A 23,480-nucleotide genomic window follows, 5' to 3' on the forward strand; every position below is an offset into this window, starting at 1 on the left:
GAAGAAGTGTCAGGTTTCCCTTAATTATGCCAATGAGCCCCTTCCGCGAATGGAAGGGGCTATAAGACATGCAGAATGAATCGGTTCATTTTCCCATTAAGCGTTAGATGAACCTGCACTTTTTAGGATTACATTCCAATCTTCTTCTTCAAAAAGTATGTTGTCTTTATCCTCTGTTACTCCGATCCGGACCTCAAGGATCACCATCCTGGCTTCAGCCAGAATAGAAAAGAGACTCTCCTTGGTAATCGCGAACTGATTGCCCATATTCACTTGCATGACCTTTCCGTTGACAAGCACTTGCCCACTGCCTGCAAGCACGGTCCATGCTCTACACCCAGTTCTATGCCAGTTCAACCCGATATGTTTGCCCGGTAGAACCGTTATGTTTAATGTGGTTACAGTTGTATTCTCATCTTCTAACGAACTCTCAATGACACGATAACTGCCCCAGGTTGCTTCACCATACATCGGTTTTAATGGCAAGCTACCCAATTGCGCTTTAATTTCATTTGAATTATTTTTGTTGGTAATGAGAATGCCATCCGGACTTGCGGCAGCGATAATACCTGGCACGCCAATGACTTGGATGGGGTAGGGAAGCTCGTTAATAATATAGGAATTGGAGGAAGAACCCGAGATTCCACCGTGTCCGATTACATGTGTATCTAACTGTGCGCACAGCGTATCCCAGCTTCCGATATCCTGCCATAATCCCTTATAAGGCAGGACTACGGCCCGCTTTGCCTTCTCTGCAACATGCTTGTCAAAACTTCGTTCAGGCAACGCTTCATACAGGGACGACAATTGATCATAATGAACCGGAAGCCCCATTTTTTTAATATGGGATATCATAAACGCGACGGTGAATGCGTACACACCGCAGTTCCATAGTGCCCCACGTTGTAGCAGAGTTTCAGCAATGGTGGCTTCGGGTTTTTCTATAAATTGTGTTATGGGCGCATAAACATTACGTTCTTGCCCACCCGGCAGGATGTATCCATACTGTTCTGAAGCATGTGTAGGCCTTGTCCCAATTAAAGCGATATCGGCTTGAGAATGTTTCAATATGTCCGGCAGTAATTGGAAGTTGCTGAAAAAATCTTCACCTGCGAACACATCAGCTGGCGCGATACAGATCACATCGTCATCTTTGGCCATTCGGAAGGATTGCAGATATAAGGTCGCTAAGGCCGCCGCAGTAAAAGTGCCTCGTTTATAAGGTTCCCCGATGACTGGTATTTTGCCTTGAGTATGTCGAGCCGTAATATTAGCCTGGTCCTGATGTGAAATAATGAGTGTTGAATCCGTTAGGCATGAACTGTCAAGCTGGCGGCATACTCTGCTGATCATGGATTCCCTACCTCCAGCGGGTGATGGAAGTATATCTATGAACAGCTTGGAGCGAAGCTCATTGGATAACGGCCAGAGCCTTTTGCCAGAGCCGCCGCACAGCAGTACGATATGCATGGGCTTCCTCCTTAAGCTCGGGGAGCTTTACTATAGATTTTCCGTTTATGAAAGGAAAGAGATCGGTATTTAAGAGCCAGATTACGGATTTGTTGCTCTTTTAACGAAGAAGCGTTCACATTCAGACTTTTATTCTTGGAACTTCTAAGGACCATGCTGCCTGGGTTTTTCGTATACATAAAATTGGCATACGTTTCATATTCGGAGAAACCAAACTGCTTTTTCTTATTAATATTGGAGATGATCGCTTTGTACCATGGCAGCTTATGAACCGCTTCAATTTTCTGTTTTAAGGCAGCGAGTTTCGATTTGTCGAACAGCATATAATGGGTGACAAAAGAGCGGGGACGTGGAGCTTTCATGCCTAACAACTTGCGGTAGGTATTGAAATATTCCGGCTGGCTCCAGTCACGGCAGTAAAAGGCTGTTTTGCCTTCTACAATAAATGTATGAGGTTTAATCAGTACAGTATCCGCATCCATGACTAGAAAGTGCTTTGCCTTTACAATGGAATCTCCGTTCATTTTGAGCAGCTGCTGATATAACCAGCCTGACCGATTCCATCGGGAGGACTGGTAGTGTATCTCGTTTTTGGTTATAGGCAGGACGGATCGCTCATTAACAAAAATGCAGTTTTTAAGGGAACAAAGTTTTCTGATTTTGGTGCTGACCGGAGAAACAATATATATGCTTCCAATGGGATGTTTTACATAACGGCGAATGTTATCAATGACGAGGGGAAGGGTAGCCAAATCTTTCTCGATCGCGGGTATAAGAACATCAATCTTAGGCGCATTATTCAATCGGATTCCAGGCTGGACGGACATCTTCTCAACTCCTTGCACAAATCGTGATGACTCATTATATGTTATGTGTGCAAAAGTGTTTTGGTCAGGGCATGTGCAAATATACATTTTTACGAATAGGGGCTTTTGTTGAGGGTTCCTTTATCGGTATTACATATAATGCTTGCAGGATCTTGATCAATCAGCAGGCTTTGATGCGGTTGCTGAAGGGAGAGTTTACGACATGGGAGTTGATAAATTGCAGCCGTTAAGAAGCAAGTGGTTAAAAACAAAATTGATCATTAATAATGAATCAATTAAACCGTTTATCCCCGACACACAGAAATATAACAAATCGAATCTGAAATCCATGATCAGTAAATATGGAATGGTCTATGTCAAACCCGAGAGAGGTACTTTCGGGATGGGTGTTATTAAGGCAGAGATGGAAAGTCAGCAACATTTTGTCTATCAGATAGAGCAAAAACGCCTGACGTTTGACAGCTTTGAATCGTTTTATAGCAGTCTGACTCGTTTGGTGCATAAAAGAAGTTATCTGATTCAGAGAGGAATCCATCTGCTTAAGCATAATAACAGACGTTTTGACATCCGAGTCATGATACAGCTAAGCCCGACCAAACAGTGGGAAGCTACCGGAATCATCGGCCGACTGGGTCATCCAAAGAAAATCGTAACCAATTATCATAGTGGTGGTACACCGATGGATATTCACAAGCTGCTACAATCACATGCATCCACTAAACGCAGGAATGAACTGGTTCAGGAGATGAATGAGCTTAGCCTTCGCATAGCTCGTCATATGAAAAAAAAGTACCCGCATCTTAAGCAAATTGGTGTAGATATCGGCCTTGACCACAGTCTGAAACCCTGGATTATTGAGGTGAATGTCAAACCTGACCCATATATATTCAATCAATTAAAGGACAAGACGATGTATCGCAAGGTAATACGATATTACCGCCACGCTGTGCCCAAAAAATCAGAATAACAGACCGCACTTTTCATAGAAATGGCTGGAGAAGGTTTCAAGTTCAAGAGTCGCCAATGTGGCGACTTTTTTTGTTGATCTGCGTTTGAGGGTCGGAATAATGCATTTCATCCCAATTCGACTCCCAAACCTATGCTAAAATAGTATATTCGAGAGTGAAATTCAGAGTCGATGTCGATGAAAGGCGGATGTTCCCCCATGTTCAATATTGCAATCTGTGATGATGAGGAGCAGCAACGAGAACGTGTGAAATCCATGCTGGTCTCCTTATCTCTAAAAACCAATTTTGATTTTCAAATTAGCCTATTCACATCTGGTGAACAACTGCTCTCACACTACAGAGAGGTTGGGGATACATTCAATATTCTCATCTTGGATGTGGAGATGGGCGGAATGAACGGGATTCAGACCGCTAAAGAGATCAGGAACATGAAGTTTCTGGATGTACAGATTATGTTTCTGACCAGTTACCCGGAATATATGGTGGAGAGCTTTGATGTCATCACCTTTCAATATCTGATCAAGCCAATCCAGCCGCAAGTTTTCGAGGAAAAGATGATTAAGCTGTGTCAATATTTTCAGGCATTGGACAAAAAGTATATATTAATCAAATCAGATTATGATGAACTGCTTTTGAAATATGATGATATTCTCTGGATTGAGGTCGTCAAAAGTTTAACGATCAAGAACAAGTTGAATTTTGTGACTCAGGAAAATGTATATGAGACCAAAGGCATTTTATCCAGCTACGCTACCGGTTTGAAAGACCATGGTTTCTTGCAGATTCATCGCTCAATTATCATTAACCTGATGCATGTTCAGAAGTTTTCCGGCACCCAAGTCGTCATGTTGAATGGAACGGAACTGCCCATAGGTCGCTCCAAGGTCAAGGAAGTCAAGGATGCCTATACCAAATACATGATTATGAGGATTCAATGACATGGATACGTATATGATATTTTCTATCTTCTTCGTGACTTTACTTATGGCATTTCAGGCGAATTTTTATTTTGATTCTGTGTTGGGCAAGTCCAACCGTAAACCGCGTAGAGCGATCTATTTCTTGGTATTTGTCATGTTGGGTTATTTTTATTGGGTTTCTTCCTTCTCTGATATTGGTTCCACTGCGGTTGCTCTGCTATTAATCTTCAGTCTGGCACAATCCTATGAAGTAGAGTTTAAAATCAAGCTTGTTTTTACCATCCTGTATGGGGTTCTAATTACTATGGCAAATGCCATCGCTGTATATATTCTCGGTGTTCTGGAATCCGCGGATTACAGTTCAATGGATCAGTTTAACGGAGAAGACCACTGGGTTCTCTCCAAGGTTATGCTGCTTGGTTGCAGCATCATGTTCGTTGTCATTCAAGTTGTCCGTCTCGTCGCCAAACGTAGAAGTTTTGCCGTTCACTATCGGTATTATTTGCTGTTTCTCATCGTACCGATCATTACGATCTATCAGATCAATGTGGCCTCCATATACAGTGAAAAGAACATATTTTACGTCTTTTCTGTACTGGGCTCTCTTTTTCTCAATGTGTTCATAGTCTATGTGTTCGATAATATGGTGGAAAAGGTACAGCTTGTGCATGCAAATGCCCAGTTACAGCGTCAGATGGATCATCAGGATGCCAACTATGAGAAGACCGTTCACAGTTTCAAAAACATTAAAAGCATCATCCATGATATTAACCAGCAGTTTCTGTATATTGATGAATGTATCCAACGTAACGAACTGGCGGCGGCAGGTGACCATATCAAGTCTACACTGAATACGATTGAAGGTGCTTACCAGCGGGTGAACTCCGGCAATCTAGTCATTGATGCACTCGTTACAAATACCTTGGCTATGGGGCAGGCAAACGGGATCAAAATCGACACCAAAATCCAGCTTCACTCGCAACATGTGCAGATTGATCGATATGATCTGTGCGTGGTGCTCGGTAACATGCTCGATAATGCGATCGAGGCTTCCAAGAAGGTCAGACAAGCCGAGGATCGATATATCCTGATTGCCATTCACTCCACATCATCTGCACTTGTCATCCAGATTATGAATCATGTGGAGCAACCGATAGTTGACTTGAAAAGTGACAAGCCCAATCCGGAGTACCATGGGATCGGTCTAACCAATATATCGAGAATGTGCGAGAAATATGGTGGACATATGAGTATTGAGCATCAGCATCGGAAATTTAACAACATGGTCGTACTTCCGTTCCACACCGACAACCCCTGAATCTACCATTCAGGGGTTGTTTTTTTCCATTCAGGGTCCGTTTGCGTTCGAACAGTCTCTTCCCGGATATGATGAATTCATTCATAAGAACATTTGAGGGAGGACATAGGATGAAGAAATTAATTAGTCTTTTATGTACAGCGGTGCTTGTAATTACGCCGCTGACATCTGTCAGCGCAGAGGTGAATAACAGTGCAACGATTGAGGCACGGGCGGAGCAGATCGCCAAGGAGATGGTGCAAACCTACGGTGTCACCAGTGTGCAATATGCGATCATGGATGAAGGGGAATATATTTTATCAGATAGTGTCGGATTGCACGATAAGGCATCACAGAAGCCAATAGACACGGATAGCATGTATGGCATAGGCTCGGTTAGCAAAATGGTTGTTACAGCAGCCGCTATGAAGCTGGTCGATTCCGGTAAAGTAGATCTTGATGAGCCGCTTACTTCGTATATCAAAGAATTTAAAATGGCAGATGCGCGATATACTCAAATCACACCACGCATGTTGATGAATCATTCATCCGGTCTTTACGGTACACATTATGGAAACAGCATGTTGTTTGACGATAACGACACCCGCAATCATGATGAGTTATTGCTCAAGCTTCAGTCCGAAAAACTGAAATCCAAACCTGGCGCATACTCCGTCTACGCCAATGACGGTTTTCAATTGCTTGAAATCCTGGTTGAACGGGTGAGTGGTTTGAGCTACAGCGAATATATCGCCAAGTATATCAGCGAGCCGTTGAAGTTGGAATCAACGAAGACACCACTAGATTCCTTTGACAGAGCACAGTTATCCGAAACCTATTGGCCTACACTTGAGATGAAGATGCCTACCGAAAATGCTAACATTATCGGCACCGGCGGAGTGTACTCTACCGCAGAAGAATTGAGTCAATTCGGAGAGGTTTTAATGGGGAACAGACCGGATATTCTGTCCGAATCTGCTGTGAAGGCCATGCAATCTCATGAATATCGTAATGGCATATGGGTATCAGATGAACAAAATACGATCAATTATGGCTTGGGCTGGGACGCGGTTGACCTTGCACCGTTCAGCGATTATGGGATTACCGCGCTTGCCAAGGGCGGAGACACCATGCTATATCATGCCGTGTTAATCACCATACCGGAACATGATATTTCAATGGCGGTTCTATCCTCTGGCGGATCTTCCGTCTACAATCAGATGTTTGCCAGCAAAGTGCTGCTGGACGTTCTGGAGGATCAGGGCATCATCGACGATGTTCAGCCTGATCAGAAATTCTCACCACCTGTCAAAGTGAAGATGCCGACGAAGTTGAATGCTTACTCAGGTCTGTATGGTACGGTAGGTGCAACGCTGGACATAAAGATCAATGATGGTGAGATGCAACTGCCTGCCTTGCTGGGAGGAATTATTCCTGAGCAGACCTATGTGTACACAGGCGACGAACATTTTACAAGTGCGGATGGCAGTGTAAAAGCTAGCTTTGTGAAGGAACGTAATGACAAGGTGTATGTTAAAGTTCAGGGCATGATTACGTTACCCGGCATAGGCCAAACGGTAATGAACACGTATGATTATCAAAAACTGGATCATAATGCACTGGACGCAACAACAAAAGAGAAATGGACAGCCCGTGACGGCTCGAAATATTACGCGTTGGATGAAAAAATAACATCGATCTTTTATCTGCTTCCATCGATGCTGATCAAGAACCTTTCCGTTGATGCCAAAAATGGCTATGCTAATGGCACGCAAATTATGGATGCGAACAACGCAGAGAATATCGCCGAGATTCCTGTGATGAATGGAAGAGACGCGTTTGATCTGAAATTTTACACGAAGAATGGCGCCGAGATTATGCTCCAGGATGGGCAGGAATACATTGCCGAGGATGCGATTACTCCAATCTTTGGTGGAAAGAAAGGAATTACAACTATTCCGGCAAACGGTCAAGCCCGGTGGTATGCGATCGATGCCCGATCGGATAACAAATCCATCACGGTGGATTCTCCGAAGACCGGAGGTTATGCAGTGTATAATGATAAAGGGGAAATGGTTGACTTCTCTGTAGCAACCAATCAGGAATCGACGAAGCTCCCGAAAAGTGGTTTTATCGTTTTTGGTGGGGATGCCGGTGATGTCTTCCAGATCCAACTAAAGTAAAGTAGGGACTGCGTTACAAAATCACATTTGTAACTTGTCACATAAATAATGTCGTATTCAGAAAGTCGCCGTATGGCGGCTTTTTTTGATTTCAGTTTTAGAATAATTTAACAATCTGGTAACTATTTGGCCCCACCATGCGTTATGTTTATGTAGTTATATATCAGGCTAATTTTTCAACTGGAGGAATCACTATCTATGATCAATAGACATAAACGTCAAACGACTATGCAATGGAAAAAAAGAGCAGGAAGACCCATCATTGCAGGCCTTACTGCCGGAATGCTGATGGTTCACGGCGTTATCGGCGTGTTGCCATCGCAGGCACATGCTGAAGCATCGGATGTATCCATCCGTAACTGGTATTCGTATCAACGAATCACTGTACCTGAACTGAAACCTTCTTGGACAGCAAAAGTAGATAACTATCTGAATATGAACGAGACGTATGTTGGAGTTAATGCCATCGCAGAAGAAGGAAAAGTATTCACGTTTGCTGGATCAAAGCTGATTGCATTTGATGCGACAACAGGTAAACGGTTGTGGACTTACGGCAAAGAACTGACTCCTTATATTACCTATCAAAGCGGGATTCTCTACGGATTGACCATTGATCACAAGCCATATGCCTTGAATGCGAAGACAGGCAAAGCAAAATGGCAGTCAGGCACATCCACCTGGATTGATACGTATAACCGTACGGAAGCTCTGATTCCAACGGTAGATACCCTCTACGTGATTAAGGGGAGTACAACGTTTGCACTGGATATCCAGTCAGGCAAACTGCGCTGGGAAGCAGATGAACCATTAGGCGAAGGTCAAGGTACTGAGTATCTGAGAGAATCTAATGGTGTGGTGCTGAGAACCTTTTTTGTCCAAGGGGCACTTACATCCTTACAGCTTAATGCATATGACAAGAAAACGGGTAAGAAGTTATGGGGTCATTTTGGTCAGGGGGAAGCTATTCAGATCAAAGACGGTCTTGTATACTCAGCGGACTACTATTCTTCGATGTTGGAAAATGACGAGTCTTCACCAGAACGCAAATGGAAAGTTAATGCGTACAACTTGAAGACCGGTGTGTTGAAAGGAAGTCAGGAGTATAAGTGGACCATGCCGGGGGATCCACCGTATGTGAATGGGTATGGAGGGATATTTTCCAATAAAGACAAACTATACATTTTACAAGGGGATAAGATAGCGGAGTATTCGTTAACTTCAACCAAGCCGGGTCCCGCGCCACTTCGAACGTTTCAGCGCCCTTACGGAGAAAATATGTTGTGGCTTGGCATTACACTGGAAAGGTTGATCTTCAAAAACGACAACACGGGAGAACTCACAGGCATTAAGCTGGCTAATGGTCAGGAGGTTCAGTGGCATGGTGATGCTCCTGTTTCTCAGATCGATGTTTACGGTAAAGGAATGTATCGAGCGCAACGTAACGGCACCCTGCTTGCCCTCAACATGATGACGGGTCAGTCAGCTTTTCGAGTCGCTACCGGGGGAGATCTGCATAACACGACATTGAAGACAAACGGAATGATCATCATCCAAGCCGAAGGCAAACTTCTCGGCGTTAAGCTGCCAGCGTCGCTGAAATAAGTGATTCAGAATGAAAAATATGGGAGAAGACCGGATTACGTCATGGCTTGCTCATAATCCGGTCTTTTTTATTTTTGCGCATAAAACACTGCAAAGTCCAAGTATATGTACATGCAATCTGCCACGCGAAACCCCGCCTCCTCCAACCACATCAATTGATCCTCCAGCGTGGCATTGATATCCACCTTGCGTCTTTCGATCGAAGCCAAGATGGCTTCCTCAGACAAACCACTTTGTTGAATCGCTTCTAACCAGCGCTGGCGGTAATAGGTGTCCGTATCGGGGGTTCTTCCCTGAACCTGATCTGCGTTGATGAAGCATCCGCCTGGTTCTAACAGCTTATGTACAGAGTCAAACGCCTTTTTTTTGTCAGCGTGGGTCAGATGGTGAATAGACAGGGAGGAGATAATCATATCGTAGGAACTGGTGAAATCGTACTTGGAGTAATCCCCGACCACATACTGCACTTGTGTAGCATCAGCAAACCTTCGACGTGCCCCTTCGAGCATTTGATCACTAATATCGATCAGGGTTAATCGCGCGTTGGGATACTTTTGCAGGACCAATCCGGAGAGCAGTCCCGTTCCTGCACCCAGATCAAGAATACGTGGAGAATCGAGCGGGCTTTCCATTAGATCCAGAGCCATTCCATAAAAATCATCAAAACAAGGGATAAGCTGCTTTCGCTGCACATCATAATCTTGGGCTACTTTATCAAACAGCTGCTTTACTGAGAATTCCATGTGCTCATCACTCCTTGAGGTTTTCTCCATATTTTACAAACTGGAAGGGATCAAGGGAAATACTGATTATGGATAAACTCATAGGTTGGACCTATGGGTTCCGAGTCTTTGCCATGGGTAATAACATGTAAGCGCAGAATATAGACAGGGAGGAATGAACCTGATGATTCAACCACGTTCTATTATGATGAGCATCTCGTTAATCGTTATAGTTCTAACACTTGCAGCTTGCTCTGGTAGTAATGAACCTTCGGCTATCCCGGAACCATCAATGCCAGTAGGTGGAACAGAAGAAGCGAATGAAACGAAGCGTCCACAGACCGAAAGTTTTGAAATGTTGACCGCAGATGGCAATCAATCACTAGAGGCGACCTTACAACAAGGAGGAGAATTTTCCTTGTACGTATTCGAGAAATTCACATTTGATGCTGCTCAAGGCCGTCTGTCACTGACTAGTAACGGTGACTATTATGTGGATATTGAACCACTGCCTTCGGATTATAATCTGGCAGAATTGGAGACAGCGGGTAAAGAAGAATTAGAAAAAACCGGTAAGGTATCCGATTATAGTGGAGAACTGGTAGAACACCCGCTTGGTTATGCCGAGCTCTATCTTCAGGCCTCAGGTGAAGAAGGAATTAGTGATTATATGGTCTGGAAATCAGAAGAAGGGAACGCGTTTTTATTCCGTCTTCATAATCCAAAAGGAGAAGAGGCCTCTGATTTCGCCAGCCCGGTCCTTGTTTCGTTATCCACCGTTCAGGGTGATTCGTAACTAGATGACCATAATATTTTCAACGAAAGTCGCCAACTGGCGGCTTTTTTACTTTTGCAGATTGCATGGAGAAGTTGCGAGATGAAATATTCACTTCCATTTGACTTAGAGCACACTCTAAGGTGTAGACTAACATCAGCAACGATCCCAAAGGAGATGAACAGAATGACACAGGAAAATAATACTAGAACTTTACAACATAAAATGGGCTCTGGCTTCAACCATAACAGTACAGCGGAGGATGTATTGAGGGATCTGGACTTGTCAGGACAGCTTGCTATTGTAACGGGTGGATATTCCGGCCTCGGGTTGGAGACGACACGTGCGCTTGTTAACGCGGGAGCCCGTGTAGTGGTGACTGCGCGTCGTCCAGCGGTTGCGAAGGAAGCACTTTCTGGTCTGGAAGGTGTTGAAATAGATGCATTGGACCTCGCTGATTTATCCAGCGTTCGTGCTTTTGCCGAGCGGTTTCTGGCGAGTGATCGGAACATTGACATGCTGATTCTTAATGCGGGCATCATGGCTTGCCCGGAGACGCGGGTTGGTCCTGGCTGGGAAGCTCAATTTGCAACCAATCATCTGGGCCACTTTGCCCTGACTAATCTGTTATGGCCAGCACTTGCAAGTCAGGGGGGAGCACGTGTTGTTTCCTTGGCATCAGCGGGACATCATTTCTCACCGATTCGTTGGGATGACATCCAATATGAACATGGCTATGAGAAATTCCCTGCCTATGGACAGTCCAAAACAGCAACGATTTTATTCAGCGTTGAGCTTGATCGTCGAGGTGCGGAGCACGGAGTACGGGCTTTCTCCGTTCATCCAGGCGGAATTATGACACCACTACAGCGTCATATGCCAAAAGAGGAAATGATTGCTCTGGGCTGGATTGATGAATCTGGACAAGTGGCCAACCCTGCGTTCAAAACACCTGAGCAGGGGGCAGCAACGCAAGTCTGGGCAGCAACTTCACCTCAGCTTGAGGGAAAAGGCGGTGTCTACTGCGAGGATTGTGACATCAGTGAAATGGCTCCAGAGGATGGAGGTTTCTACGGGGTCAAGAAGTATGCTATCGACCCTGAGCAAGCTATTCGTTTATGGGAGCTATCGGCCAAGCTGACTCAAACAGACATAGAACTCTCATAATCATGTAGTTGCGGCAACAAAGCAACGGCTTGCTTCCATGCAGGAGCTCACGGAAAAGTTCAAAATCTAAAGAGAATACGATTAATTATAATGAAAACAACATAATTTCAAACAAAATCTCCTATTTAGCATATAATAAAGAAGGAGCATCTCATTTTCGCGATGGTGCAATCATTTCTTTATGAATTCAGGGAGAGAAAATCATGAATATTTTTGAGCATCAGATACCTTTGGAAAAAGTGAAATTCAATGAACCGCTAAAAAATCATACGTTTATTAAAATAGGTGGCAACGCAGATATTCTCATCCATCCAACAACGATAGACGAAATCACTAAAATCGTGGAAATTGCCAACTTACATCAGTTACCTCTGACGGTTATTGGGAAAGGCTCAAACGTCATTATTAAAGACGGGGGCATCCGGGGAGTAACGATTTCTCTTAGCCACTTCGATCAAATTAAAGTGAGTGAGGACAGCATGATTGCGCAGAGCGGCGTTGATATCATTGATGTCTCCAGGCTTGCTTTGGAGCATAGCTTGACCGGTTTGGAGTTTGCTTGCGGTATTCCCGGCAGCACGGGGGGCGCACTTTACATGAATGCCGGTGCTTATGGCGGTCAGATCGCCGATGTTGTTGAACGTGCGACTGTGATCACCAAAGACGGTACAGTGTTGGAGATCCCGCGAGAGGAGATGAAGTTTGGTTATCGAAATAGTCTCTTCAAAATGGATCACTATATCATACTGGAGGCCGAATTCGGGCTCAAAAAAGGAAACAAGGAAGATATTGCGAGCAAAATGAAGGAATTAACGTTCCTGAGAGAATCCAAGCAGCCGCTTGAATTCCCCTCTTGTGGAAGTGTATTTAAACGACCCGAGGGACATTTTGCAGGGAAACTGATTCAGGATTGCAACTTGCAGGGCACTCGCATTGGAGGTGCTGAAATCTCCATGAAGCATGCAGGTTTTATCGTAAATGTGGATCACGCTACTGCCCAGGATTATATGGATCTGATCCAATTTATTCAGAAGAAAGTATATGATACGTTCCAAGTTGAATTGGAAACCGAAGTAATCTTTCTGGGAGAGTAACTTCATTGGAATCATTAGGAGGTCGCCTTTGGCGGCCTTTTTTGCATGTGGGAGTGGTACTGAAACAAGTATCCACATGCTAATTATGGTAATATCAGAGTGATTGTATTTAATATTTCATCGTTATCATAAGGAGTGTACATGGAGATGTTCAAGCGTAACAGGAGAATACTGCTAATCACTGCAATGGTAATTTTACTATCGCCCCTGTCAATCTTGGCATATATGTATATGAATGAACGTGCTGGCGGCCTAGCCGATCAACGGATATCCAAGGTTTGGGGATTAAGTGAACCTATACATATTCCTATAGCGAACAGTCCTGAGAGGGCAGTTCAGGAATTTAGAGGTGAGTTTTATACCCCCCAATTCATTCATCAGGAGGCTGTGGACGGGGGCATGATTTTGTTTACGCACAAAAAGGGTCGGGAAAACAACAGTAATCTGCAGATGGAGTATACCCGCAAGAACATATTCGGATGGAAATGGGTATGGGGTGGAGGATATTCCATTAATGAATCAGTTGAATCCAAGTTTGCACTGCATTATATGAGCATACCGAAACTGGAGCAAGTCTCCACTCCTTTTCCCATGTTATTTGGTAATATTGAGGACTCTTCCATTAAACGTATATCCGTAGAGACACAGGAAAATGGAACAGTAATCGCGACCGAAGCGAAACTGATTGAGGTGAGTCCGGGACATCTAATTTGGTATGTTTTCCTTCCTCCGTCAGCGGCTATTCCATATGTAATTGAGGGATTTAACGAAGAAGGGAAACTCATTACCCATGAACAAATTAAAGATGCCAATGATAGCGGATCGTTCACTCTGGGGAAATGAGATATGGACTATTAAGGACATAATGTGAAAAGTAAACAACACCATAATCGCTTCAGAGGTCGCCTATGGCGGCTTTTTTTGTTGCCAAAGTAGTACCAACTATTCCGCCAGTGAATGAACCGATCCTGCAAACCCGCATCACGCAAGCGATTGGCTCATGCTATGGCTGATTGAACGATTGTTGCTGACCCCGCTCTCCCTTAACATGTGAACAGAGGAGCCTGCTCGTCATTCACCATCATTCTGTCAAAGGGGGCCCGCGATCGTATGGCTGAGCTGTCGGAAACATCAACGTTGCAACCCAGGGTTACAGTCAACAAACCCGTCAAACCAAGTTATCTGCGTAACATTCGAAAACACTGGATGTTGTATGTCATGATCCTGCCCGGCATTTTGTTCTATATTATTTTCAAGTACATTCCACTTGGCGGAAGCGTGATTGCATTTCAGAACTTTCAGATTATGAAAGGCATATGGAGCAGCCCATGGGTTGGCCTGGATAACTTCAAGTTTATTTTTACGTATCAGGATTTCTATCATGTGCTTCGGAATACAGCTCTGATTGCCTTATACAAACTGGTGATCGGATTTCCTGCTCCCATTCTGCTAGCGCTATTGTTCAACGAAGTGAGAAAAATGCTTGCCAAACGCTTTTTGCAGAGTCTGTTTTATCTGCCTCATTTTCTCTCCTGGGTTGTTGTCGGGGGGATCGTGTTTGAGGTGCTAGCCTCGGGTGGTTTTGTAAATGCTGTCCGTGGATGGTTCGGGTTCGAGCCGATCCTGTATATGCAGCAGGAGCAATATTTCCGACCTATTGTTGTCCTGTCCTCCATCTGGAAAGAGGTAGGTTGGGGAACGATTATATACCTCGCTGCGGTAAGTGGCATTGACCCCACGCAATATGAAGCGGCTGTGATGGATGGAGCAAATCGCTGGAAGCAAACGATCTACATTACATTGCCTGCGTTGTTCCCGACGATCTTAACCCTGTTCCTGCTGAATATCGGAAATTTCCTGGAACTTGGCTTTGATCAGATCTACAACCTGCTGACACCGATGACCTACTCGGTAGGGGATATCATTGAAACGTATGTATACCGCTCTGGTGTCCTGCAAGGGCAATATAGCGTAACAACAGCGATTGGTCTATTTCAGTCGGTGATTGGCTTCATTCTGCTCTGGGTCTTCAATCGGCTTGCGAGAAAATCAGGAGAGGGGTTGTGGTAATGATCAAGCAGACGATTGGAGAAAAGCTGTTCCAAACCGCCAACTACATTTTCCTGACACTTGCGGCCTTTACGATGCTCCTTCCATTGCTACATCTGCTTGCGGTTTCCCTGAGTTCGCCGGTTGCGGCAGACTCCAAAGAAGTATTTCTGTGGCCCGTTGGCTTTACTTTCGCGTCATGGAAACACATTCTACAAAGCTCGGGCTTATGGCAATCGTTTGGTGTAACCGTATTTATTACGGTAGTGGGTACTGCGCTTAGTATGTTATTTTCAGTGTTGACCGCTTTTCCGTTATCGCGCAGAGAATTCATGATCCGCAAACAAGTGATGCTGGGCATCGTAATTACGATGATTTTCAATGCACCGATGATTCCGTTCTTTCTGACGGTGAGGGAGCTGGGCATGATGAATTCCATCTGGTCCCTGATTATTCCTGGTGTAATTGGCACATTTAATATGGTCATTCTGCGTACATTTTTCATGAGCTTGCCCAAAGAACTTGATGACACGGCCCGAATCGACGGTTGCCATGACTTCCGAATTCTGTTTCAGATTTATTTGCCGCTATCCAAGCCGGTTCTGGCTACGGTCAGTCTGTTCTATGCGGTGGGATACTGGAACACGTTCCAGCGGGCGGTACTGTTTCTACGTGATCCAGGGCTCTGGCCTTTGCAGATGAAGCTGCGAGCGTATTTAACCAGCCCGGAGGAACTGGCCCAGGTAAATATGTTTCTTGGGGATTACAACTTCAATACAACCACGTTAAAGGCAGCGACGATACTTTTTGCAAGCGTTCCCATTATTTTGGTGTATCCTTATCTACAGAAGTATTTTGTGAAAGGTTCATTGCTCGGATCACTGAAAGAATAAACCATGTTCAGGGGGATGATTCCATGAGAAAACAACTGAGTCGCAAGATGATGCCGCTAATGCTCAGTCTAGCCATGCTGTTGGTCGCTGGTTGTGGCTCTGCTACTACAAGTTCCGGAAATGACGTTGGTAACGGCGAAGGCAGTGGTGGAGCTGTAAAAGTCAAAGTATTCAAAAGCCATATGGGCGTTGGCAGCTTGCCAACTGCGGATAATCCGCATGTGAAATACATTGCTGAACAGACGGGGGTCCAGTATGAGCTCATTACAACGCCTCCCGGTTCGGAGCCATCCGAATACTTGAACCTGATGATTGCCTCCGATGAACTGCCAGATATCCTGCGTCCGATTGGAGGCATTGAGCAGACACTGATTCAGCAGGGAGGCGCGTTACCACTGGATGAACTCCTGCCTGAATATGCACCCCATGTGTGGGAGAGTATTCCTCAGGAAGCTTGGGATATCGTTCGCTCTGCTTCCCCTGATGGCAAAATCTATTATGTACCCAAGGTATTCCTTGTGCCTGAACGTGCACCGTTAATTCGTCGGGATTGGGTGGATAAGGTGGGCATGGAGATGCCAAAGACCACTGATGATTATGTCGAGCTGCTTACAGCTTTCCGTGACAAGGACCCGAATGGCAACGGCAAACCGGATGAACTGCCAACAAGCGGCAGGGAATTCGGCAGATGGATGGACCATTTGTTTGCGATGTACGGGGTAGCGATGTGGGAAGGTTATCCCGAATGGGATGAATACGATGGAAAGATCCAGTACGCAGGAACTACCGACAATATGCGGGAAGCAATCAAGTTCATTCGCATGTTATATGTGGAAAAACTGCTGGACAATGAAACCTTCCTGAACAAAGGGGAAGTGTGGCAGGCCAAAATCAATAATAACCTCGTAGGCAGCTGGTACCATTTGCCTGCAAATGTGCGAGATCGGTACAATGCGATGCTGACCCAGGCACCAGATGCCTACATTGCAGCGATGCCGTTACCCAAAGCCGCAGGGTTTGAAGCTTTTGTCACCCAGAAGAGCATGGGTGAACCGGAATGGATGATCCCAGCCACCAAACAGGATAATGCGCCAAATGCGCTGAAGCTGCTGGACTTCTTCTATAATCCTGAAAATGATGAGTTCGGTCGCTTTGGTCTTGAAGGTGAGCAGCATGAAGTCAAGGATGGACGCAAAGTCATTCTCCCACCTGCTGACAACAAACCGCTTGCCTTGGGTATGAAGAATCTCACTACAGCAGAAGACATGAATAAGCGAATTGAAGAGACATATCCGGAAGATCAGCAGCAAATGGTCAAAGACATGTTCGAAGTCAGTACTGCCGATGCACGGCAAATTGCGGGTGACGGTCTGCCAGCCTCTGTGTATGAAGGTTTTCCTGATATCCAGTCTCACAAGTTGTTTCAAGAGGTATTGACCAAGATTGTCATCGGCGAGCTGCCAATCGAGGCTTATGATGAATATGTGAAGAAATGGAATGCTTCCGGGGGCGAAGTGGTCACCCAGCGTGTACAGGAATGGTATGAGAAGGTGAGAAAATGAAAAAGAGATATGCCCTATGTGGGGTCAGCGGCAGAGCATTGGGACAATTTGCAAAACCAATTCATGAGCTGTTCTCTCATAATTCAGAGGTTGTCGCCCTGCTGGATAGAGATCCTGCACGGTTTGAAGTCTATCGTACCCGTTTTCCTGAGCACACAGAAGTATCGGTATATGGCGCTTCGGATTTCGGGGTCATGGTCGATGAGACTCGGCCTGACTGTATCATCGTGGCTGGCAGGGACGATACTCATGCCCACTATATTGTTGCCGCGTTGGAGCGGGATCTCGATGTTATCACCGAAAAGCCGATGACGACTACAGGCGCTGATGCCAGACGCATTCTTGAAGCAGAAGCAAGGAGTAAGGGCAGCGTCATCGTAACGTTCAATTATCGGTACATGCCGATCCACATGCGCATCAAGGAATTGATTCAGGAGGGGAAACTCGGTCGCGTCACTTCCATCGATCTTAACTGGTATATCGATACCCATCACGGCTCCAGTTATTTTAAACGGTGGAACCGTGAACGGGCATTCTCGGGCGGTCTGTCGGTCCATAAAAGTACTCACCATTTTGATCTGGTCCAGTGGTGGATCAATCAAAAGCCAGTTGAAGTTTTTGCCTATGGAGCACTGAACTATTACGGGGCTGAAGGCGAATGGAATCCGGCACAGGAGGACGGAAGACATTGCCGTACATGCCATGTCTCAGAAGATTGCGCCTATTATTCCCGCTGGACGTCCCGGAGTCGTCAGATTCGGGTACCGGATGACCATCTGAACCAACTCGGTACAGCAAGCCAGCAGGAGTTTCCCTACACTTCATACCGTCCCGACCAGTGTATCTTCGATTCCACCATTGAGATTGAAGACACGTATGCCGCAACCGTGAAATATAGCGGCGGCGCGCTGATGAGTTATTCGGTCAATTTCTCACTTCCATACGAAGGGTACCGTTTGGCGGTAAATGGCACGAAGGGCAGGCTAGAAACATTGGAGTATCACATGCCGGCCCGGACGCCTTTTCCCACACCCGTCCAGACGATCGATTACTTTCCGCTCTTTGGTTCAAAAGAAACGATCCATGTTGTTCATCGTGAAGGCGGACATGGAGGAGGAGATCCACTGCTGCTGGAGGATATTTTCCTCGGCGAAGATAAGAGACGCCCTTACCGAATTCTGTCTGGCGCTGAAGACGGCGCTTATTCCGTTGCCGCTGGAGAAGCAGTGTGGCGATCTGTGGAAGAGCATCGGCCTATTTCCATAGACGAAGTGCTTGGTGGTTGGAACAGCAGAGTGCCCACGCACAAAGGGAGGGAGAAGTGACATGAGCAGAGCTGTGTATTTTGAACCGGAGGAGAGCATGGCTTATCAGAGTGGTGAAGACGTTATGCACGCCCTGATGAGCATTGCGGGAAGATATATTGGAGCCAATCCTCCGCATCCCCCGGTCTACAGAGTGAGTAGGCCAGGACTTGTGCGCAAGTCCAATGATCACCGCTATGATTTTCCATTGGAGGATCTATTCCCCGACATGCAGAGAGGACAACAGGTCTATGCATGGGCCAAACTGTGGAGTGACAGTGATCAGGAATTTATTTTTCATATCACCTGCTTCGGACCTGTTAGGCTATATCATAATGGTGTGCTGATCTACGGTTCTGCACCTGAAGAGGAATATCCAGCTATACCTGTTCTGAAACTGAAATGTGGAATGGTCAGAGGCTGGAATCATTTCGTTCTTGAATTCAAATTAGGGGAAAAGGGGGTAGGTGGCCAGTTTGGCACTGGCTCCCGGAAGAACAAACCACTCCACTTCATTGTGCCTTCGCTCGAACGAGATGGGGAAGAAGGCTGGCTCTACAGCGAGCCGTTGGATTTTCCGTTGTCGGAAATTCCTTCTGGCCCCATGCGAGAGAAGGCCACTGGCGTTAACTGGTTGCCACGGGAGGAAGCCCCCGAGAAGGCATCGCCTTATGGACAGTTGGCACGGATGTATGGACTGACCCGTGGCATGTCTGCGTATGCATGGACGAAGATAAGTGGTACGAAATGTGGCAAGGAGACTGTGCTAATCTCTGGTGAGGCTTACAGCCCGATTGAATTCTCGGTGGAGGGTAAGGTGGTATTCCACCAAGAGCAGGCCGGACGCTTTTGCTTGGAACTGCCATTGTCTGCTGCCGCGCAAGATCTGACAGCGAACTGTGTATGTGGAGACCGGGATTGGGGATTCCGTATGGATGCAACTACAGATGAGATGTTGACACCCGCACTGGATGTGAAAGGGCACAGAGGCAAGTGGCTGTACCTGGGTTCTTTTCAAGCGGAACAGGAGATTGATCTGGCTTCCTGCCAGAAGATGAAGCGGACTGCTCGTAGCGGAACAGGTGAAGACGTATACTGGCGAACAGAGTTGCCAGACGGAGAGGTACGTCCATTTCTGGAAAATGAATGGTTCGGCCGATGGAACTATCCCCTAGGCGTCACATTATACGGATTGCTTCAGCTCGGCAAAGCAGGTCAGCGATCGGATATTCGAGATTACGTGCTGAATCACATTGAATTTGCCTCTTCACGTTTCAGCTACTCCTTATGGGACAGAGAGCGTTATGGTGCAGCTGGGCTGAATAATCAGCTCTCCCATATCGACAGCCTGGACGACTGTGGATCTTTCGGCGCCACCATGCTGCTTGCCGATCGGGAACGCAAGTTGGACGGCGTTTCAGAGACGGCAGCTCATATCGCTGACTATATTTTGCATCAACAGTCCCGTCTGGAAGATGGCACTTTATACCGCAAGATTGGTGTCTCCAGATCAATGGATAACACGATGTGGTGTGATGATCTGTATATGAGCATCCCGTTCCTGTGTAGATACGCCGAATGGTCGGGTGACGATAAGCTGCTGGATGAAGCGGCAAGACAGGTTCTTTTGTATAAAAAGTATCTGTATATTCCAGAGCGTCAAATCATGTCCCATGTATTCGATGTGGAGCGAGGTGAGCCAACACGGACCCCGTGGGGTCGGGGCAACGGCTGGGTGTTGTTCTCTATATCGGAGCTGCTGACGGCCCTTCCTCAAGAGCATCCATCCTATACAGTTCTCATTCAGTTCTACAGGGAATTGTGTGAAGGGTACTTGGCATTGCAGGGCAGAAACGGACTGTGGCATCAGGTATTAACGGACCCGGAGTCGTATGAGGAAACATCCTGTACCTCCATGTTCATCTATGCGTATGCCCGAGGGGTGCGAAAGGGCTGGCTTTTGGATCCGAAACCCTATGCACAAGCGGCGTATCAAGGGTGGAAGGGGATTTCGGAGCGCACAATTGATAAAAGAGGCAATGTATACGGTGTATGTCGTGGCTCCAGCTACTCCTTCACGAATCACTATTACAAGCATGAACTGGGTTGGAATCTGAATGATACCCATGGGATCGGCATTGTACTTCTTGCTGGGCTTGAAACTATTTCCATGCAAGAATGGCAGATAAACACGCCGGTTTTCGCTATGGAAAGGGTTGGAACACCGGAGAAATTGGAGAAATCATCTTTTTAGAGGGAGAAAATAGGCTGTTGGACCGGGTCGTATTGGGCATATGGGAACGGTATAATATCGGTATATTGCATATGAGGTGGGATAATTGTGACCCTTTCCTTCTTAAAGTGGCTAAAATTCAATGTCACCAATACCCAGACCCGGCTGCTGCTGATTCTGACTGTTGTTGTCTTCATGATTATTATTGCGGTGGGGATGACGACGTATTATTCTTCCAAATCGGTGTTACAGCAGGAATTAAGTGAGCCGCAACACCAGATGCTGCGTATCAGCATGAATGATATTGATGAAGTGATTCGGGAAAGTGATCAGATTGCGGTGAAAATTGCACTGAACAGTAATGTATACCGATTTCTCACCAATGAAGTACAGGGATCATACCGCAATATTACGGAACTGGTACAATTTCTGGAAACATTAATCAGTAGTACGTCATTTATTAAGAGCGCTTACATCTTTGACATGAATCGGGAGAGCATTGTTGCCTTCCCACAAGGCTACAGCTCCAGCAAGGTTAATTTCCCGGATTCGGATTGGGTTAGCGTTGCCGATGAACTTGAAGAGCGTCCCATGCTGGTCAAACAACGTGAGATTTCCACATCTTCTGGTGCGTCCATGCCGCAAATTACACTTTACCGAAAAATAATGATCGCTGGCGAGTTGAAAGGGATTATCGCAGTTAATTTCAAGACAGAGAAGATGTTCGAGCACATGCTGCTCTCATCCGTCTCCGACCTTGACAGCCATCGGTTCATCCTCGACACCAACAACCAGCCTTTATATGATCTCGGCAATTATGCCGTCGGAGAGGAAGCGGTCAGTCATGTACTCACCCAACTGGATGGTGAAAAGCTTGGTGAGTTTAAACATGAAGGTAAGCTTTTACTGGCTTCACAGACCATTTCACCGTACACCGGATGGCGCTATCTGTCCGTGATATCACAAGACAGTCTCCTGGCTAATGCACAGAAGATCCGCAATATTGTTTTTATCGTATCTTTGTTGGCTCTTATAGCAGGAGCGGTTACGATCACAGTTTACAATGCAGCTGCTTTTAGACCGGTAAGACGCATGAGACAACTGCTCAGCGGGTACGACCAGGAGAGAATCCATCCGGAGCAGATTGATCTGGAGAAAATAACGGGTCAACTGCTAACGGATCATGCTCAGCAGGCCATCAATCTCAGGCAGACCCTTCCGGAAGCTTCATCCAAATTTCTGACGGATATCTATAACGGACATATGACAGGAAGTCGGGAAATTAGCGAGAAATGGTGCCGTTATTTCAAGGATTGGAGCGATGAGCCACTCTCTATTGCCATGTTGTCGATTGACAATTATAAGGCCTGGTGTGAGCGCTTTAGGAAGTCAGATCACTCCCTGCTGAAATTTGCCATTGGTAATATCATAGCTGAACTGTTGTCTGGACAATGGCGAGTGTTATCAGCCGATCTGGGCAGAGACCGGATGCTCGTGATGCTGCAACCGCTTCATTCTGGCGGTAGCAAGAGCATAACGACAGCAATAAGAGAGACCATTGGCATGATTCCTCGTTTACTCAAGTTTCAGGTGTCGAGCGGCGTAAGCGGGGGGCACGACGGATTCATGCGACTTCAGCGAGCCATGCATGAGGCGGAGAGTGCGCTGGATTACAGATTCTACCAGGGGTATGAACGAGTTATTTCATTTGACGAGATCTCGGGTCTGCAACCGACCGAGAACACATTGGAAGAACATGAATTCATGACTCAACTGACGGAGACCGTCGAAGCAGGCAGGGGTGAAGAAGCCCTGAGAACTTTTGACAAGATAGTCGGTCGAATGACCCACGAGCAGTGGCATCCTTCATCAGCGCTGGCCTTTCTTGAAGCTGTTGCAGCTACACTTGAACGTATTCGCCTGAAGCGCGAGACAGAAGGCTGTGGATTCGAAATGGTCGATATGCGGACCATGCATCTAGAGGCTGTCTGTGAAGTGCTGCGAAGCCAGATCGAAGGTTTGGCTGATTGGTTCGGTAGTCTTATGCTCAGCAAGGATTTCATACTGTGTCAACAGATGATTACGTTTATGAACAAGCACCTGGAAGACCCGGTAAGCATTCAGGAGATTGCCGAGCATGCCGGGATCGGAAGCAGTTTGGCAAGCCAGTTGTTCAAACAGGAAATGGGTGATACCATCCACGGATATTTCACTAAGCTTCGGATGGAACGTGCCTGTGAACTATTGCTGGATACGGATTACAGAATTTCCGAGATCGCAACGATGGTGGGTTATCAGCATGAGAACAGCTTTATTCGTGTGTATCGAAAATACAAAGACATTACACCGGGCAAGTACAGGGAGATAATGCGAAGCCGCAAGGGTGTAGGACGGGAATCTTGATCCATAGTTGA

18 protein-coding genes are annotated in these 23,480 nt (G+C 46.0%); 15 read left to right on the forward strand and 3 right to left on the reverse strand.

The genetic code is table 11. The annotated features are described in order from the left end of the window. Window positions 1-96: 96 nt before the first annotated feature. Together AC4E8D_RS14870 and AC4E8D_RS14875 are read right to left on the reverse strand one after the other, a co-directional pair. Window positions 97-1,470, reverse strand: a complete 1,374-nt coding sequence (locus AC4E8D_RS14870; protein WP_490206417.1) for a sugar phosphate nucleotidyltransferase — start codon at window positions 1,468-1,470, stop codon at window positions 97-99. An 11-nt stretch (window positions 1,471-1,481) separates the two neighbouring features. Further along, a complete protein-coding gene (locus tag AC4E8D_RS14875; RefSeq protein ID WP_490206418.1) occupies window positions 1,482-2,297 on the reverse strand; it encodes a DUF6492 family protein in 816 nt (271 codons plus the stop codon). Between the two features lie 202 nt (window positions 2,298-2,499). On the opposite strand from AC4E8D_RS14875, the gene AC4E8D_RS14880 reads away from it, so the two are divergent. The 5 genes from AC4E8D_RS14880 to AC4E8D_RS14900 all read left to right on the forward strand — a co-directional run bounded on the left by AC4E8D_RS14880 (window position 2,500) and on the right by AC4E8D_RS14900 (window position 9,267). Next, window positions 2,500-3,264 (forward strand): YheC/YheD family protein, encoded by a 765-nt coding sequence (locus tag AC4E8D_RS14880; RefSeq protein WP_449004548.1) that lies wholly within the window; start codon window positions 2,500-2,502, stop codon window positions 3,262-3,264. 198 nt (window positions 3,265-3,462) lie between these two features. Then, a complete protein-coding gene (locus tag AC4E8D_RS14885; RefSeq protein ID WP_221819416.1) occupies window positions 3,463-4,203 on the forward strand; it encodes a LytR/AlgR family response regulator transcription factor in 741 nt (246 codons plus the stop codon). 1 nt (window position 4,204) lies between these two features. After that, complete coding sequence (locus tag AC4E8D_RS14890; protein WP_339184941.1) at window positions 4,205-5,503, forward strand: sensor histidine kinase; 1,299 nt, start codon at window positions 4,205-4,207, stop codon at window positions 5,501-5,503. A 110-nt stretch (window positions 5,504-5,613) separates the two neighbouring features. Next, window positions 5,614-7,665 carry a serine hydrolase domain-containing protein gene (locus AC4E8D_RS14895; RefSeq protein ID WP_490206419.1) on the forward strand — a complete coding sequence of 684 codons (2,052 nt, stop codon included), beginning with the start codon at window positions 5,614-5,616 and terminating at the stop codon, window positions 7,663-7,665. Between the two features lie 198 nt (window positions 7,666-7,863). After that, the gene (locus AC4E8D_RS14900; RefSeq protein WP_490206420.1) at window positions 7,864-9,267 is read left to right on the forward strand and encodes an outer membrane protein assembly factor BamB family protein; all 1,404 of its coding nucleotides are present in this window, start codon (window positions 7,864-7,866) and stop codon (window positions 9,265-9,267) included. 68 nt (window positions 9,268-9,335) lie between these two features. On the opposite strand, the gene AC4E8D_RS14905 is transcribed toward AC4E8D_RS14900, so the two are convergent. Next, window positions 9,336-10,010, reverse strand: coding sequence for a class I SAM-dependent methyltransferase (locus AC4E8D_RS14905; protein WP_490206421.1), 675 nt, complete (start codon window positions 10,008-10,010; stop codon window positions 9,336-9,338). A 163-nt stretch (window positions 10,011-10,173) separates the two neighbouring features. On the opposite strand from AC4E8D_RS14905, the gene AC4E8D_RS14910 reads away from it, so the two are divergent. The 10 genes from AC4E8D_RS14910 (at window position 10,174) to AC4E8D_RS14955 (ending at window position 23,469) form a co-directional block, all read left to right on the forward strand. Then, entirely contained in the window at window positions 10,174-10,785 is a 612-nt protein-coding gene (locus AC4E8D_RS14910) for a DUF8580 domain-containing lipoprotein (RefSeq protein ID WP_339308384.1), read from the forward strand. 165 nt (window positions 10,786-10,950) lie between these two features. Beyond that, window positions 10,951-11,931, forward strand: coding sequence for an SDR family NAD(P)-dependent oxidoreductase (locus AC4E8D_RS14915; RefSeq protein WP_339184950.1), 981 nt, complete (start codon window positions 10,951-10,953; stop codon window positions 11,929-11,931). Window positions 11,932-12,116: 185 nt separating this feature from the next. After that, window positions 12,117-13,025 carry a UDP-N-acetylmuramate dehydrogenase gene (murB, locus tag AC4E8D_RS14920; RefSeq protein WP_373888062.1) on the forward strand — a complete coding sequence of 303 codons (909 nt, stop codon included), beginning with the start codon at window positions 12,117-12,119 and terminating at the stop codon, window positions 13,023-13,025. Window positions 13,026-13,211: 186 nt separating this feature from the next. Next, window positions 13,212-13,868 (forward strand): hypothetical protein, encoded by a 657-nt coding sequence (locus AC4E8D_RS14925; RefSeq protein ID WP_339184952.1) that lies wholly within the window; start codon window positions 13,212-13,214, stop codon window positions 13,866-13,868. 267 nt (window positions 13,869-14,135) lie between these two features. Further along, entirely contained in the window at window positions 14,136-15,095 is a 960-nt protein-coding gene (locus tag AC4E8D_RS14930) for an ABC transporter permease (RefSeq protein WP_221819409.1), read from the forward strand. Between the two features lie 2 nt (window positions 15,096-15,097). Continuing rightward, a complete protein-coding gene (locus tag AC4E8D_RS14935; RefSeq protein WP_083679484.1) occupies window positions 15,098-15,967 on the forward strand; it encodes a carbohydrate ABC transporter permease in 870 nt (289 codons plus the stop codon). 23 nt (window positions 15,968-15,990) lie between these two features. Then, window positions 15,991-17,529, forward strand: coding sequence for an extracellular solute-binding protein (locus AC4E8D_RS14940; protein WP_490206422.1), 1,539 nt, complete (start codon window positions 15,991-15,993; stop codon window positions 17,527-17,529). Beyond that, window positions 17,526-18,854: a Gfo/Idh/MocA family protein gene (locus AC4E8D_RS14945; protein WP_339308392.1), complete on the forward strand. Its 1,329-nt coding sequence runs from the start codon at window positions 17,526-17,528 to the stop codon at window positions 18,852-18,854. The genes AC4E8D_RS14940 and AC4E8D_RS14945 overlap by 4 nt, the downstream gene beginning before the upstream one ends. A 1-nt stretch (window position 18,855) precedes the next feature. Then, entirely contained in the window at window positions 18,856-21,087 is a 2,232-nt protein-coding gene (locus AC4E8D_RS14950) for a glycoside hydrolase family 88/105 protein (RefSeq protein ID WP_490206423.1), read from the forward strand. 87 nt (window positions 21,088-21,174) lie between these two features. After that, the gene (locus AC4E8D_RS14955) at window positions 21,175-23,469 is read left to right on the forward strand and encodes a helix-turn-helix domain-containing protein (protein ID WP_490206424.1); all 2,295 of its coding nucleotides are present in this window, start codon (window positions 21,175-21,177) and stop codon (window positions 23,467-23,469) included. The last annotated feature ends 11 nt before the right edge of the window (window positions 23,470-23,480 follow it).

It is taken from the genome of Paenibacillus sp. SRL342, from assembly GCF_984798905.1.

What these genes read in the sequence shown, in the direction of transcription:
- AC4E8D_RS14870 (WP_490206417.1), bottom strand. Translation starts at nt 1,470, where the DNA reads ATGCATATCGTACTGCTGTGCGGCGGCTCTGGCAAAAGGCTCTGGCCG.
- AC4E8D_RS14875 (WP_490206418.1), bottom strand. Translation starts at nt 2,297, where the DNA reads ATGTCCGTCCAGCCTGGAATCCGATTGAATAATGCGCCTAAGATTGAT.
- AC4E8D_RS14880 (WP_449004548.1), top strand. Translation starts at nt 2,500, where the DNA reads ATGGGAGTTGATAAATTGCAGCCGTTAAGAAGCAAGTGGTTAAAAACA.
- AC4E8D_RS14885 (WP_221819416.1), top strand. Translation starts at nt 3,463, where the DNA reads ATGTTCAATATTGCAATCTGTGATGATGAGGAGCAGCAACGAGAACGT.
- AC4E8D_RS14890 (WP_339184941.1), top strand. Translation starts at nt 4,205, where the DNA reads ATGGATACGTATATGATATTTTCTATCTTCTTCGTGACTTTACTTATG.
- AC4E8D_RS14895 (WP_490206419.1), top strand. Translation starts at nt 5,614, where the DNA reads ATGAAGAAATTAATTAGTCTTTTATGTACAGCGGTGCTTGTAATTACG.
- AC4E8D_RS14900 (WP_490206420.1), top strand. Translation starts at nt 7,864, where the DNA reads ATGATCAATAGACATAAACGTCAAACGACTATGCAATGGAAAAAAAGA.
- AC4E8D_RS14905 (WP_490206421.1), bottom strand. Translation starts at nt 10,010, where the DNA reads ATGGAATTCTCAGTAAAGCAGCTGTTTGATAAAGTAGCCCAAGATTAT.
- AC4E8D_RS14910 (WP_339308384.1), top strand. Translation starts at nt 10,174, where the DNA reads ATGATTCAACCACGTTCTATTATGATGAGCATCTCGTTAATCGTTATA.
- AC4E8D_RS14915 (WP_339184950.1), top strand. Translation starts at nt 10,951, where the DNA reads ATGACACAGGAAAATAATACTAGAACTTTACAACATAAAATGGGCTCT.
- AC4E8D_RS14925 (WP_339184952.1), top strand. Translation starts at nt 13,212, where the DNA reads ATGGTAATTTTACTATCGCCCCTGTCAATCTTGGCATATATGTATATG.
- AC4E8D_RS14930 (WP_221819409.1), top strand. Translation starts at nt 14,136, where the DNA reads ATGGCTGAGCTGTCGGAAACATCAACGTTGCAACCCAGGGTTACAGTC.
- AC4E8D_RS14940 (WP_490206422.1), top strand. Translation starts at nt 15,991, where the DNA reads ATGAGAAAACAACTGAGTCGCAAGATGATGCCGCTAATGCTCAGTCTA.
- AC4E8D_RS14945 (WP_339308392.1), top strand. Translation starts at nt 17,526, where the DNA reads ATGAAAAAGAGATATGCCCTATGTGGGGTCAGCGGCAGAGCATTGGGA.
- AC4E8D_RS14950 (WP_490206423.1), top strand. Translation starts at nt 18,856, where the DNA reads ATGAGCAGAGCTGTGTATTTTGAACCGGAGGAGAGCATGGCTTATCAG.